Raw genomic sequence first — 15036 nt, 5'->3', positions numbered from 1 at the left:
GCCAAATATTATTGGCCGGGCCAAAAAACGACTGCGCCAAACCGGCGGATACAAAGGGGTGGAGGCGACCTGCAATGACGGGTGCGGCTCTTGATGTGAACAGCTGGATATGAGGCAGCGACAATGAAGATTGAACGGAATTTCACCAAAGCCGGGCAGGACGCCTATGCGGACCTGGATTTTATCACCACGGTATCGGAAATCCGAAACCCCGATGGATCGGTGGTGTTCAAACTGGACGATGTCGAAGTTCCGTCAAGCTGGAGCCAGGTTGCCAGCGATGTGATCGCGCAGAAGTATTTCCGCAAGGCGGGTGTGCCGAGCAAGCTCAAGAAGGTCAAAGAAAAGGGCGTGCCTGAGTTCCTGTGGCGCTCCGTTGCTGTGGATGGCGCCGAAATGGGCGGCGAGACCTCGTCCAAGCAGGTGTTCGATCGTCTGGCGGGCGCTTGGGCCTATTGGGGCTGGAAAGGTGGCTATTTCACCACCGAAGACGATGCCCGCGCCTATTATGACGAAATGCGCCACATGCTGGCCAGTCAACGCGCCGCGCCGAACTCGCCTCAGTGGTTTAACACCGGCCTGCATTGGGCTTACGGCATCGATGGTCCGGCACAGGGCCACTATTATGTCGATCACAAATCCGGCAAGCTGACCCGCTCCAAATCCTCATACGAGCACCCCCAGCCGCACGCCTGCTTTATCCAGTCGGTTGCCGATGATCTGGTGGGTGATGGCGGCATCATGGATCTGTGGGTGCGTGAGGCGCGTCTGTTCAAATACGGTTCCGGCACTGGCACCAACTTCTCGTCCTTGCGGGCCGCAGGAGAAAGCCTGTCTGGTGGCGGCAAATCCTCGGGCCTGATGGGTTTCCTGAAAATCGGTGACCGTGCTGCGGGCGCGATCAAATCGGGCGGGACAACCCGCCGTGCGGCCAAGATGGTGATTGTCGATGCCGATCACCCCGATATCGAAGAATTCATCAACTGGAAGGTGCTGGAAGAGCAGAAAGTGGCGTCCATCGTCGCAGGCTCCAAAATGCACGAGCAGAAGCTGAACCAGATCTTTGACGCGATCAAAGCATGGGACGGGGCAGAGGCGGATGCCTATGATCCAGCCAAGAACGATCAGCTCAAAACAGCTGTGCGCGATGCCAAAAAGGTCGCGATCCCAGAGACTTATGTCAAGCGAGTGCTGGATTATGCCAAGCAGGGCCACACCAGCATCGAATTCCCGACCTATGACACCGACTGGGATTCCGAAGCCTATAACTCCGTGTCCGGCCAAAACTCCAACAACTCGATCCGTGTCACCAACGCTTTCCTCACCGCTGTTGAGAAAGATGCCGATTGGGAGCTGATCGACCGGGTGAACGGCAAAGTGTCCAAAACCATCCGCGCCCGCGATCTGTGGGAACAGGTGGGCCACGCGGCATGGGCCTGCGCCGATCCAGGCATCCAGTACCACGACACGGTCAATGAATGGCACACATGCCCCGAAGACGGCGCCATTCGCGGCTCAAACCCTTGTTCTGAATACATGTTCCTTGATGACACGGCCTGTAACCTTGCCTCGATGAACCTGCTGACCTTCCTCAAGGATGGCGAGTTTCAGGTCGAAGACTACATGCATGCCTCGCGTCTGTGGACGGTGACACTGGAAATCTCGGTGATGATGGCGCAGTTCCCGTCCAAGGAGATTGCGCAGCGGTCCTATGACTTCCGCACCTTGGGTCTGGGTTACGCCAACATCGGCGGCTTGCTGATGAACATGGGTTACTCCTATGACAGTGATGAGGGCCGTGCCCTTTGTGGTGCGCTGACCGCGATCCTGACAGGTGTGTCTTATGCCACCTCTGCCGAAATGGCGGGCGAGTTGGGCGCGTTTCCGGGCTATGCTAAGAACGACAAACACATGCTGCGGGTGATCCGCAATCACCGCAACGCGGCATACGGTAATGACACCGGCTATGAAAAGCTGGCGGTCAAGCCTGTGGCGCTGGATCATGGCAACTGCCCACAGCCGGGTCTGGTTGATGTGGCGATGTCCTGCTGGGATGAGGCGCTCAAGCTGGGCGAGGTCCATGGCTACCGCAATGCGCAGGTTTCTGTGATCGCGCCAACCGGCACCATCGGTCTGGTGATGGATTGCGACACCACGGGCATCGAGCCTGACTTTGCGCTGGTAAAGTTCAAGAAACTGGCCGGTGGCGGTTATTTCAAGATCATCAACCAATCGGTGCCGGGCGCCCTGGAAAAGCTGGGTTATGGCTCTGCCCAGATCGAAGAGATTGTATCGTACGCAGTGGGCCACGGCACCATTGGCAATGCGCCGGGGATCAACCACACGTCCTTGGCCGGTCACGGCTTTGGCCCCAATGAACTGGCCAAGGTTGACGCGGCATTGGCGCAGGCTTTTGACATCCGCTTTGTGTTCAACCAGTGGACCTTGGGCGAAGAGTTCTGCACGCAAGTCCTTGGTATTCCCGCAGAAAAGCTGAACGATCCGACGTTTGACCTGCTGAAATCCCTGGGTTTCTCCCGCAAGGATGTGGACGCGGCCAACGATCATGTTTGCGGCACCATGACCCTTGAGGGTGCGCCGCATCTGAAAGAAGAGCATTACGGCATCTTCGATTGCGCCAACCCTTGCGGCAAAAAGGGCAAACGTTACCTGAGCGTCAACAGCCACATCTACATGATGGCAGCCGCACAAAGCTTTATCTCCGGTGCGATCTCCAAGACCATCAACATGCCAAACGATGCCACCATCGAGGATTGCCAAAAAGCCTATGAGCTGAGCTGGTCCTTGGGCATCAAGGCCAACGCGCTCTATCGTGACGGCTCCAAACTGTCGCAACCTCTGGCGGCAGCGCTGGTTGAGGATGACGACGAGGCGGCAGAGGTGCTGGAAAGCGGTTCCATTCAGGAAAAAGCCGCCGTGCTGGCCGAAAAAGTTGTGGAAAAGGTGATCGTCAAAGAGATCATCAAATCCCACCGCGAGAAAATGCCGGAACGCCGCAAGGGCTATACCCAAAAGGCGGTTGTTGGAGGGCATAAGGTCTATCTGCGCACTGGCGAGTACGAAGACGGCAAACTGGGCGAGATCTTCATCGATATGCACAAAGAGGGTGCTGGCTTCCGCGCGATGATGAACAACTTTGCCATCGCGGTGTCCGTTGGCCTGCAATACGGCGTGCCGCTTGAGGAATTTGTTGATGCCTTCACCTTCACCAAGTTTGAGCCAGCGGGCATGGTGCAGGGCAACGAAACCATCCGCAATGCGACCTCGATCCTCGATTATATCTTCCGCGAACTGGCGGTGAGCTATCTGGATCGCACCGATCTGGCCCATGTAAAGCCGGAAGGCGCGACATTTGATGATCTGGGCAAGGGCGAGGCCGAAGAAAACGTGGCCAATGTGTCTGAACTGTCCGAAACCGCCGCAACGCGGTCTTTGGAAGTGCTCAAGCAGATCAGCTCAACCGGGTATCTGCGCAACCGTTTGCCGCAGGAACTGGTTGTCCTGCAAGGCGGGCAGGAAGTTGCTGCGTCGTCCATCGAAGTTTTGGCACCCGAGGTCGCCAGTGGTGGCGGTGTCGCGGTGGCGATGTCGACCACCACCGCTGTGGCGTCCGGCTCTGTCACCAGTCTGGATGCCCGGACCAAGGCAAAGATGCAGGGTTATGAGGGTGAGGCCTGCGGTGAATGCGGCAACTACACCTTGGTGCGCAATGGCACCTGCATGAAATGCAACACCTGCGGCGGCACAAGCGGCTGTAGTTAAGGAATTGGGGCATCGGTGATCCGGTGCCCCTTTGCGATGGGTGGGGCGGTACGTTACGTCCCCCCACCTCACAAGGGGCGGGTGCGCTCGCCCCGGACGACGTTCAGGCCGCAGGCAAAAATAAATCTCGAGCGGTTAACATATTGAGCTTGAACGGCGAAACTCAGGGAGAACTTCGGTTCTCCCTTTCTTCTTTTGGGGGCGTGACGCGGGCTGACTCCACCTTTGTCTGCGCCAAAGGTTCTGTCAGGGGAGTGTGCGTTCTGAAGAACGCCCCCGTGAACGGCGAAACTTAGGGAGAACTCCGGTTCTCCCTTTCTTCTTTTGGGGCGCTGCCCGGCGGGCAAAGCCCTAGTGTCCGGGCAGGAACTGCCGTGGCTTAGAAGCGACGCTATTGCACCGGTAGATGGATCGGAAACGCTTCTCGCAAGGCCTTCTCCAGCATCGGATCAAAGCTGGCGGCGGATCTTTGCCCCAAAATCTGCTCTTTGCGGGCTTTGGCTTTCTCGATCAGGTCCGGTTTGCCCAATTCGTCCCATTCTTTCGGCGACGACCGATCGCCAAGCGCGGGGTAAACATGGTCCTGCTCCATCCGGCTCAGCGTTTGTTCGGTGCCAAGGTAATGACCCGGCCCGCCCATGCAGACTTGCCGCATCTGATCCAGCGCCAGCGTTTCGTCATTCACCTCGATCCCGCGCACACAGCGCAGCGCCTGACCGATCAGATCATCCCCAAGGATCAGGGATTCATGACAAAACCCGAGCAGGGAGGCATGCATCCCGGCGGATTCGTAGATCATATTGCAGCCGGACAATCCGGCCATGACGTTGGAACACATCTGTTCCCATCCGGCTTGCATATCGGGCAGTTTGCTGTCTGCGATTCCCGCCGCCGCGCCGCCGGGCACGCCGTAGAATTTGTGCATCTGCGCGCAACCTGCGGTCAGCAGCGCCTGTTCACCCGATCCGCCCGTCATCGCGCCCGACCGCAGATCAAGGCCAAAGGGCCAAGTGCCAAAGATCGCCGGATGCCCCGGTTTCACCGCGTTGACATAGACCAAACCGGCCAGACATTCTGCCACCGCCTGCACAATCGCGCCCGCGATGGTGGAGGGGGCCGTGGCCCCGGCCATGCCAGCCGAAAGCAGAAGCACCGGCATCCCGCCCTCGATCACCGCCTCCATCACCTCGCAGGATTCAGTGGCGAATTTCATCGGCGGGACCACAAAACAATTGCTGTTGGACATGAAGGGGCGTTCGCGCCATTTGTCCTCGCCGCCTGCAATCATATGAAGCATTTCCAAAGCCTTAGGCACAAAGGATGGTTCGGTGAAAGAGGTGCCGATATGCTTGGTCGTGCCAGAGCAGCAGGCAAAAATGGTGTTGAGGTCCATTTCCTGATTGTCGGGAATATCGCGGCAAACCATGGGGCGCTGCACAAAATGGATGTTGTCCAGAGTGTCACAAATCCGCGCTGCATCATGCAGATCCTGCACACCGCATTCCCGGTAATTGCGCCCCTGCGCATCGACCATATGCACCGCAGCCCCCGCCGTGCCGAAATGCACGCGGTTGCCGCCCAGTTCCAGATCATGGGCCGGATCGCGGGCGCATAGGGTGATCTCGCGGTTGGCTTTGGCCAGCGTATCTTCGACCAAGGCGCGGGGAAAGCGGATGCGTCCATCATCGCCCAAAATCGCGCCCGCACCCGTCAGATAAGCCACGCCGCTGGGCGGCGCATCGGCCAGCCCGATCTCTTCAAGTGCTTCAAGTGCGGCGCGGTGTATGGCCTGCATATCCGCCTCGCTGAGCGGTTTATAGGTGCCGCCCTCAAGGCCGGGACGAATGGGGCGCAGGTGTTGGGCAAGGGGCGCATTGCGCGCAGCACGGCGGGCGGCACGGCCACCGCTGCGTGAGGGAGAGATATCTGACATGGCAAGATCCGTTATGAAAAGAAGGGGAAGGGCGGATTACCCCTTGGCCGGTGCCCCCCGCGCCGCACGCCCCCGTTCCGCACCGATGGTGCGGATCACACGGGAAATAATGCAGAGGTCTCTTTTCATCTGTGCTTTGGTCCTTTTGAAAAGTTTGGGAAATCCCGGATCGCGGTTCTGTCCCGTTTGCGACCGGCTGTTCCGTTTGCGACTTGGCGAAGGCATTGGGGTTTCAAGGGCCGGACAGGCGCGATTGTGCGGGTTTCACGCCCATGCGCCAAAGCTGGCCGATGTCAGATGCGGATCGGGCAGTATTTCGCCCATGCATGGCGCGGGGGATGCGGAGGAGGCAACCCGTTCCTATTTGCCGCGTTAACAGATGATCCCGCCGTATGGGCGGGGCTGTTGTTAACAAGGAGCAGAGATATGACCTATTTTACCAAACTGACCGCCGCCGCCGCGCTGTTGTCTGCCACCGCCTTTACCGGCATCGCTCAGGCAGGCAGCCTGCAAGACCCAGCCGTTGAAGCCCCAGTGGCCGCGCCAGCCCCTGTGATCGCTGCCTCCGGTGACTGGACAGGGTTCTACACCGGTTTGCAGCTTGGCTATGCCGATGTGGATGGTAGCGGGGCGCTGGACGGCAATGACAATTCCTATGGTTTCCACGCAGGTTACGACTATGACTTCGGCGATTTTGTTCTGGGCGGTGAGCTGGACTATGACAAAACAGACGTCAGCCTTGGCGGCGGCGCGGCATCGGTGGATTCCGTTGCACGTCTCAAGTTGAAGGGTGGCTATGATCTGGGCAACACCTTGATCTATGCAACGGGCGGTGTGGCCCGTGCGGACACCTCCGTGGGCAATGAGACCGGCCCGTTTGCGGGGATCGGTGTGGCGCATAAAGTGACCGAGCGGTTTACCGTCGGGGCCGAACTGCTCGAACATCGGTTCAGCGATGTTGGCGGTGTGGCTGGCAACGATGTGGATGCTACAACCTTCAGCTTGCGCGGCTCGCTGCGGTTCTAAACGCGGACTGGGAAACACCCAAAACGGGCCGGGGTGCAGATGTGCCCCGGCCCTTTTTCTTAGCCTTGCGCGCAGGTTTGGGCAAAGGCGCAAAGGGTCTTAAGCGCCGCCTCAAAAGCATCATCCTCAATCGTCATCGCCACACGCAGATGGCCCGCCGCCGCCTCGCCAAAACTTTCGCCGGGCATGGTGGCGATCTGATGGGCATCGAGCAGCGCATTGGCAAACTCTTCGCCGCTCATTCCGGTGCTGCGCAGATCCAGCATCAGATACATTGCCCCCTGCGACGGCACCAAAGAAACTGTGTTCTGTCCGGCCAGAACCCGCCGCGCAATGGCGCGGCGGCGGCGGAACGGATCGGCAATTTCTTCTTCAAACGCAGTGCCTTGTTCCAGCGCGTAAACAGACGCGTCCTGAATAAACCCCGGCACGCCATAGGTTGTGTGGGTGGCCAGATTGATCAGATCACCAATCACATCCTCAGGCCCGATGATCCAGCCGCAGCGCGATCCGGTCATGGCGTGGGATTTCGACATCGACCCGACCACCAATGTACGCTCTGCCATACCGGGCAGGGCACGGGGCGAGATATGTTCGCCTTCCCAAATCTGAGTGTCATACACCTCGTCCGAGATCAGCCACAGATCGTGATCGGTGCAGACCTGCGCGATGCCTTCGAGCGTGGCGCGGGAATAGACCACGCCGGTTGGGTTGTTGGGCGAATTGATCAACAGGGATTTGGCACCTTCGGCGGCCGCCGCGATGTCTGCGGCGCGGGGCTGAAACGCATCTTCGGCGCGGGTGGCAATGCGGCGCGGTGTGCAACTGACCCCGCGAATGGTGCCGGGGTAGGTGGCATAGAACGGATCAAGATAAAGCGCGGTATCGCCCGCATCACAGGTCACCATATGCGCGGCATAAAGCGCCGACTGTCCGCCGGGGGTGATCAACACATTGTCGCGGGTGGTTTTTACGCCGGTGCGGTCCTGAACCCGCTGCGCCACAGTGTCACGCAGCGCATTGGTGCCAGGCACAGCGGCATAGCCTGTGTGACCCGCCATCGCGGCGCGGTGCATGTCTTGCAAAATCGGCGCGGCGGTGCGGATGTCATGTTCCCCGATGGTCAGCTCTGTCACGGCCACGCCATCCGCGATCATATCGCGGGCGCGGTTGAACACATCCCAACCGTCCGATCCACCACCCAGAATGCCGCCAATGCGCTGCGATACCTGCATAACTTTCTCCCATGCTTTGACCGCAGGGGCGCAGAGGTCATTTGATTCGTCAATTGCCCTTGACCAAAGGACGCGGCGCAGGCTAGGCAGGGGTATGAACAAGATGACCTGCATTATCTGCTGCATTATTACCTGCTGAGACTTCTCGCGGGCGTGTTCATGTCGTTTTCATTCTGAGAAATATGTGGCAAGCCCGCGCCAGACCTGCGCGAGGACGAACCCATGACGACGATCAAGCTGCACAATACCAAGACCCGGACAAAAGAGGATTTTGTCCCGATCAACCCTGACGATGTGCGCATGTATGTCTGTGGGCCAACGGTTTACGACCGCGCCCATATCGGCAACGCGCGGCCCGTGATCGTCTTTGATGTGCTGTATCGTTTGCTGCGCCATGTCTATGGCGCGGATCACGTGAGCTATGTGCGCAATTTCACGGATGTGGATGACAAGATCAACGCACGGGCAGCATCTGCCGGGCGTCCTATTTCGGAAATCACTGCCGAAACCACTCAGTGGTTTTTGGATGACATGGCCGCCGTCGGTGCGTTGCAACCGTCGATCAAGGGGGCGGCCCATCAAAAGGCGATGCCCCGCGCCACGGCCTATATCGCCGAAATGGTCGCGATGACCGAAGATCTGATCGCCAAGGGTCATGCCTATGAGGCCGAGGGGCATGTGCTGTTCCGGGTGCGGTCTTATGAGAATTACGGATCGCTTTCGGGTCGGTCTGTGGATGACATGATCGCCGGTGCGCGGGTCGAGGTGGCGCCTTACAAGGAAGATCCGATGGATTTTGTCCTGTGGAAGCCATCAGATGCGGACTCCCCCGGTTGGGACAGCCCCTGGGGCAAGGGGCGTCCGGGCTGGCACATCGAATGCTCGGCCATGGCGGAGGCCTTGCTGGGCAGTGAGTTCGACATTCACGGCGGCGGCAATGATCTGACCTTCCCGCACCATGAAAACGAGATCGCGCAAAGCAAATGCGCTGGTCACGGCTTTGCCCGCTATTGGATGCACAACGAGATGCTTCAGGTCGAGGGCAAGAAGATGTCCAAGAGCCTGGGCAATTTCTTTACCGTGCGCGATTTGCTGGATCAGGGCGTGCCGGGCGAGGTGATCCGCTTTGTCATGCTGTCCACGCATTATCGCAAGCCGATGGACTGGACCGAGAAGAAGCGGGTAGAGGCGGAGAAGACGCTGCGGAAGTGGTACGAACAAGTGGGCGAGACCAAAGATGAAGTTGTGCCGCAGTCCGTAGTGGACTTGCTGGCAGATGACCTGAACACCCATGGTGCCTTGACCGAGATGCATAAGCTGTCGGCAAAAGGTGACACGGATGGCCTGCGGGGGGCGTTAACCGTAGTTGGTTTGCTTGATGGGGGCGTGCCGGATTGGGCCGCAACCCAAAGCATAGATCTGTCGGCGCAGGAGGCGCGGTTTGCCTCTGTTCGAGAGGCTGCAATGCAAAGCAAGGATTTCGCCGAGGTGGACCGGATCAAATCGGCGCTGCTTGAACTGGGCATCGAAGTGCAGATGAGCAAAGCAGGTGTCAAGCTGACTGCGCCATCTGGTTTTGATGTCGCAAGGCTGGAAGGGGTGCTGTGATGTTTGATGGCAATATTCAGAACTGTCCCAGTTCGCGGACGGTCGGGGACTGTTCTTGCCACGGGCACGAACCCGTGTTTGGAACTGATGTCTCCTGCCTACAAGGAGCGCAGTCATGAAAACCCGTCTGTGCCTCTATGACACCACCCTGCGCGACGGTCAGCAGACCCAGGACGTGCAATTCTCCACCGAAGAAAAGCAACAGATCGCCCGTGCGCTTGATGATCTGGGTGTGGATTACATCGAAGGCGGCTGGCCCGGTGCCAATCCGACCGACAATGCCTTTTTTGATGCCGCCCCAAAAACCACAGCCAAGATGACCGCCTTTGGCATGACCAAACGCCCCGGCATGTCGGCGCAAAACGATGATGTTTTGGCCGCCGTGCTGAATGCAGGCACAAATTCGGTCTGTATCGTCGGCAAAACCCATGAATTTCATGTAAAAACCGCCCTTGGCATCACGCTTGATGAAAACCTCGTCCTGCTGCGCGACAGCATCGCGCATATCGTCGCCAGCGGGCGTGAGGCGCTGTTTGATGCGGAACACTTCTTTGATGGCTACAAGGCCAATCCCGACTACGCGATCGCCTGCCTGCAAACCGTGCGGGACGCCGGTGCGCGTTGGATCGTGCTGTGCGACACCAACGGTGGCACATTGCCTGCCGAGGTAGGGCGGATCACGGGTGAGGTCATCGCGGCGGGCATTCCGGGTGAGAGCCTTGGCATTCACACCCATGATGATACCGAAAACGCGGTCGCCTGTACCTTGGCCGCCGTCGATGCCGGGGCGCGGCAGATCCAAGGCACGCTGAATGGGCTGGGCGAGCGTTGCGGCAATGCCAATCTGACGGCGCTGATCCCGATTTTGCTGCTGAAAGAACCCTATGCCAGTACCTATGACATTGGGGTCAGTAAGAATGCTCTCAAGGGTCTGACCCGCACCAGCCGGATGCTGGATGAAATCCTCAACCGCGTACCCAAGAAACAGGCGGGCTTTGTCGGGTCTTCGGCCTTTGCGCACAAGGCCGGCTTGCATGCCAGCGCGATCCTCAAAGATCCCAGTACCTATGAGCATGTCGATCCCGCATTGGTCGGCAACACCCGGATCATTCCGATGTCCAATCAGGCCGGGCAATCCAATCTGCGCCGCCGACTGACCGAGGCGGGGCTAGAGGTGCCAAAGGGCGATCCTGCGCTGGGTCGCATTCTGGAAGAGGTCAAAGCCCGCGAGGCGATGGGCTATGCCTATGACACCGCGCAGGCCAGTTTTGAGCTGCTGGCGCGGGATGCCTTGGGGCAGATGCCGGAACTGTTTGAGGTCAAACGGTACCGCGTGACCGTCGAGCGGCGCAAAAACAAACACAACCAGATGGTCAGCCTGTCAGAGGCGGTGGTGGTCGTAAAGGTCGATGGCGAAAAACGCATGTCGGTCAGCGATTCCATGGACGAGATCGGCGGTGATCGCGGCCCGGTGAACGCGCTGGCGAAGGCCTTGGCCAAGGATCTCGGCAAATATTCCGCCCTGATCGAAGATATGCGGCTGGTGGATTTCAAAGTGCGCATCACCCAAGGCGGCACCGAAGCCGTGACCCGCGTTATCATCGACAGCGAAGACGGGCAGGGCCGCCGTTGGTCAACCGTGGGGGTCAGCGCCAACATAGTCGATGCCAGTTTTGAGGCGCTTTTGGATGCGATCCGGTGGAAGCTGGTGCGCGACACAAAGGAATAAGGTTTTGATTTTTAAAGTTCTTTCGTTTGCGGCCATTTCGCTCTGCATCACATTGGTGATCGCAGTGGGTTTGATCCTGTCACAACGCCCCGGCCCGTTGAAACCCGTTGAGGGTGGGCTTGATTTTGATCAGACCCTTGCGGCGGAGCGCGCAGAACCTGCTGCGCTGGAGCCTGTGAAAATGCGTGATGGATTTGATTTGCAGGTCCGCCGATATGCCGCGGCGAGGCCCGATGCGCCGCTTGTGGTGCTGGTGCATGGCTCTGGCTGGCATGGGCTTCAGTTTGATGGGCTGGCGCGGCAGTTGTCGGCGCAGGCCGATGTGCTGGCGCCCGATCTGCGTGGTCACGGACCCAAACCCGGACGGCGCGGCGATCTCGATTACATCGGCCAGTTCGAAGATGACCTTGCCGATCTGATCACCGCAGAGCGCAAGGCAGGACAAAAGGTTGTGCTGGCCGGCCATTCGTCAGGTGGCGGTCTGGTGGTGCGGTTCGCAGGCGGTGATCATGCCGCGCTGCTGGATGCTGCGGTGCTGATGGCGCCTTTTCTCAAACATAACGCGCCAACCACGCGCCCCAATTCCGGCGGCTGGGCAGAGCCGCTTTTGCGCCGGATTATCGGGCTTTCGATGCTCAACACTTTCCGCATTACAGCCCTCAACCATCTGACAATCATGCAGTTTCACATGCCCGCCGCGGTGCTGAACGGGCCGCTGGGCGATACGGCGACAACTGCCTATTCTTTCCGGCTCAACACCTCCTTTGCCCCGCGCAGCGAATACCTCAAAGACGCCGCAGCGCTGCCGCCTTTCTTGTTGATTGCAGGATCGGAGGATGAAGCGTTTTATGCAGATAAGTATGAGCCGACCCTGGCCGAAGCCACCCAAAAGGGCCGGTATGAGATTGTTCCGGATGTGGGCCATCTGGACATCGTGAGCGCCCCGCAAACCGCCACGGCCATAAAGGAATTTCTCAATGACATCTGACCCGATGAAAGCCTTTTTTGAGCTGCACCGCGATCTGCCCCGCGAGGGGCCGGGCGAGGCCGCGGATGTGGCTTGGGCCGCAGCAATTGCGGGTTTGCCCGCCAGTGCCGAGATTGCTGATGTGGCCTGCGGGCCGGGCGGCGATATTGCCAGCCTGCTGGAAGCTGCGCCTGAGGGCCACGTGACCGCGCTGGACAAGACCGCACATTTTGTCGAGGCCGCCCGCGATGTGTGGCAAAGTGACAGCCGCGTGACCGTGCTCAAGGCTGATATGGCGCGGATCATGAACAGCTATGACATGATCTGGTGCGCTGGTGCGGTCTATTTTCTGGGCGTGACCGAGGCGTTGACGGCTTGGCGCAAATCGCTTCGCCCGGGCGGGGTTGTCGCCTTTACAGAGCCGTGTTGGTTCACCGATGACCGCTCAGAACGGGCACAAAAGATGTGGGCGGAATATCCGCCGATGACGGATGCGAATGGTATCGCGGCGCGGGTTGGGGCCGCAGGGTTTGAAACACTGGCCACGCGCAAACTGTCTGATGCGGCATGGGAGGGGTATTTTGCCCCCATCGACAAGCGGATCGCAGTTTTGCGTCCGGGGGCTGATGCGGCTTTGACTGCGGTGCTCGATGAGGCCGAGGAAGAGGCAGCGACGTGGCGCGCGCACCGTGATGAATGCGGTTATCTGCTGAGTGTTGTGCGCCTCAAATGAGCTTTGACGCTGATCTAAACGCCTGCGCGGCATTGGTGGAGCGGGGCGATCCGCTGCGGTTTCGCGCGGTGATGGCAGCGCCGGTAGCGGCCCGCCGTGTGCTGTTCCCGCTCTATGCCTTCAACGTTGAAGTGGCGCGCGCGCCGTGGGTCACGCAGGAACCGATGATCGCGGAAATGCGCCTGCAATGGTGGCGCGATGTTTGCGAAGAGATCGACAAGGGCGGCCCGGTGCGCCGGCACGAGGTCGCCACGCCATTGGCGCAAGTGATCACTTCAGAAGATGCCAATCTGTTGGATGAGCTGGTCGCGGCAAGGCGTTGGGACATCTACAAAGATCCGTTTGAGGATGCAGCGCATTTTGCCGACTACCTGAACAAGACCTCCGGCCATCTCACTTGGGTTGCGGCGCGGTCATTGGGGGCGGCAGATGAAACTGTCGTGCGCGATGCGGCGTTTGCCGCGGGGGTTGCGACATGGCTGCGGGCCATACCCGAGCTTGAGGCGAAGGGGCGCATTCCCTTGCTGGATGGCACGGCAGGTGGGGTGAAAACCTTGGCCGCAGATGCGTTTGCGCGGCTGCAGAAGGCCCGCAAATCCCGTGCATCGGTTTCAAAAGCTGCCCGCTCGGCACTGCTCCACGTTGGGCAGGCGGAAAGCACGTTGAAGGCTGCAATGGCAGATCCTGCACGGGTCGCTGACGGGCGTTTGCCCGATGTTGCGGCGCAAGATCAGCTGCGCCTCGCTGTGCGCAGTCTCACCGGGCGCTGGTAGCCGCAGATCAGGCGTCTTCGCCGCGCATCACCAGCCAGATCAACGACCCGCCAGCCAGCGCCAGAAACGGCACCATCGCCATATTTACCGCCGTCCAACCTTCGACCGCCGACCCACCAGAGCAATTCATCAGCCCGCCAGAGGCCAGCGATGCCACGGTCACACCGCCAAACACCAGCAGATCGTTCAACCCCTGCATCCGGCCACGCTCATGCGGCTCATGTGCGCCAGTGAGCATGGTCGTCGCCCCGATAAAGCCAAAGTTCCAGCCGAGCCCAAGCAGGATCAAAGCGACAAAGAAGTTTTCAAGATCAACGCCTTGCAGGCCAACGATGCCCGCCGCTGCGAGGATCGCGATGCCCAGCCCCATGATCTTTTCCACGCCAAAGCGGTTGATCAGGTGACCGGTGAAAAAGGACGGCGCAAACATCGCCAGAACATGGCCCGTGACAACATAGCCAGCGGTTTTTTCGGTGTACCCGCACCCAACCACCGCCAAAGGTGTGGAGGTCATTACCAGGTTCATCAACGCGTAAGAGACCATCGCACAGATCACCGCAACCGCGATGCGCGGAGTGGTCAGCAGCTCCCACCGGGTGCGCCCGCGCGGGGCGTTGGGGCTGATAGGTTCAGGCTTGGGGATGTCGAGGAACAAAAACAGCAGCGATCCGATCACATTGACCGAGACAACTGCAAAATAGGTGCCCAGAAACGGCACAACAAAGGCTGTGGAGGTGGCCGTGGCGAGCTGCGGCCCGATCACCGCGGAGATCAGACCACCGGCCATCACATAAGAAATCGCCTTGGGCCGGAAATCATCAGAGGCCGTGTCGGTCGCGGCAAAGCGGTAAAAGCCCTGAGCAGACATATAGATGCCCGAGATGAACGAGCCGACGAGGAACAATGTGAAAGACGCGGTATAAAGCCCATAGGCCGATACAACCGCCCCGGTTGCGCCGCCAAAGGTGCCCAGGAAAAAACCGGCCCGCCGTCCGTAGCGCTGCATGATCGCCGACACCGGCGTCGCCGACAACATCGAGCCAAGGACAATCATCGAAATGGGCAGGGTCGCGAAACACACGTTGCTGGCCAGCATTTGCCCAGCCAGCCCCGCCACAACAAACATCATTGGCATCTGGCTGCCCAGAATGGCTTGCGCCCCGACCAATACCGCCACATTGCGTTTGGCGCGTCTATCATCAATCATCGTAAATCCACTTCTGCGCCAAGGCGTAGCGCCGCGATTGGG

Annotated in this window: 10 protein-coding genes; 7 read left to right on the top strand and 3 right to left on the bottom strand. The window is 59.4% G+C overall.

The window, feature by feature from the left end:
• The first annotated feature begins 123 nt into the window (after positions 1-123).
• Entirely contained in the window at positions 124-3783 is a 3660-nt protein-coding gene (locus C8N31_RS03890; RefSeq protein ID WP_025049042.1) for a vitamin B12-dependent ribonucleotide reductase, read from the top strand.
• Between the two features lie 391 nt (positions 3784-4174).
• Here C8N31_RS03890 and C8N31_RS03885 read toward each other — a convergent pair whose 3' ends face one another.
• On the bottom strand, positions 4175-5716 hold the full coding sequence (locus tag C8N31_RS03885) for a trimethylamine methyltransferase family protein (RefSeq protein WP_025049043.1): 1542 nt from the start codon (positions 5714-5716) through the stop codon (positions 4175-4177).
• Between the two features lie 426 nt (positions 5717-6142).
• Here C8N31_RS03885 and C8N31_RS03875 point away from each other — a divergent pair, with 426 nt between their 5' ends.
• The gene (locus C8N31_RS03875) at positions 6143-6742 is read left to right on the top strand and encodes an outer membrane protein (protein ID WP_025049045.1); all 600 of its coding nucleotides are present in this window, start codon (positions 6143-6145) and stop codon (positions 6740-6742) included.
• Positions 6743-6801: 59 nt separating this feature from the next.
• Here the strand turns inward: C8N31_RS03875 and C8N31_RS03870 are convergent, their stop codons facing one another.
• Entirely contained in the window at positions 6802-7977 is a 1176-nt protein-coding gene (locus C8N31_RS03870) for a pyridoxal phosphate-dependent aminotransferase (protein WP_025049046.1), read from the bottom strand.
• A 222-nt stretch (positions 7978-8199) separates the two neighbouring features.
• Between C8N31_RS03870 and cysS the strand changes: the two genes are divergently transcribed.
• From cysS to C8N31_RS03845, 5 genes are all read left to right on the top strand, one after another.
• A complete protein-coding gene (cysS, locus tag C8N31_RS03865) occupies positions 8200-9585 on the top strand; it encodes a cysteine--tRNA ligase (RefSeq protein ID WP_025049047.1) in 1386 nt (461 codons plus the stop codon).
• 115 nt (positions 9586-9700) lie between these two features.
• Entirely contained in the window at positions 9701-11314 is a 1614-nt protein-coding gene (cimA, locus tag C8N31_RS03860; protein ID WP_025049048.1) for a citramalate synthase, read from the top strand.
• A 4-nt stretch (positions 11315-11318) separates the two neighbouring features.
• Positions 11319-12302 carry an alpha/beta hydrolase gene (locus C8N31_RS03855; RefSeq protein ID WP_037918722.1) on the top strand — a complete coding sequence of 328 codons (984 nt, stop codon included), beginning with the start codon at positions 11319-11321 and terminating at the stop codon, positions 12300-12302.
• The gene (locus tag C8N31_RS03850; protein WP_025049050.1) at positions 12292-13014 is read left to right on the top strand and encodes a class I SAM-dependent methyltransferase; all 723 of its coding nucleotides are present in this window, start codon (positions 12292-12294) and stop codon (positions 13012-13014) included. The genes C8N31_RS03855 and C8N31_RS03850 overlap by 11 nt, the downstream gene beginning before the upstream one ends.
• Positions 13011-13787, top strand: a complete 777-nt coding sequence (locus tag C8N31_RS03845; protein WP_025049051.1) for a squalene/phytoene synthase family protein — start codon at positions 13011-13013, stop codon at positions 13785-13787. Before C8N31_RS03850 ends, C8N31_RS03845 begins: the two co-directional genes overlap by 4 nt.
• Before the next feature lie 7 nt (positions 13788-13794).
• Here C8N31_RS03845 and C8N31_RS03840 read toward each other — a convergent pair whose 3' ends face one another.
• Positions 13795-14994 (bottom strand): MFS transporter, encoded by a 1200-nt coding sequence (locus C8N31_RS03840; RefSeq protein WP_025049052.1) that lies wholly within the window; start codon positions 14992-14994, stop codon positions 13795-13797.
• Positions 14995-15036: the final 42 nt, after the last annotated feature.

The sequence above is a fragment of the Sulfitobacter mediterraneus genome, from assembly GCF_003054325.1.
GTDB classification, from domain to species: Bacteria; Pseudomonadota; Alphaproteobacteria; order Rhodobacterales; family Rhodobacteraceae; genus Sulfitobacter; species Sulfitobacter mediterraneus.
The sequence above is the reverse complement of the archived record's forward strand: the minus strand, read 5'-3'. Positions and strand labels throughout refer to the sequence as shown.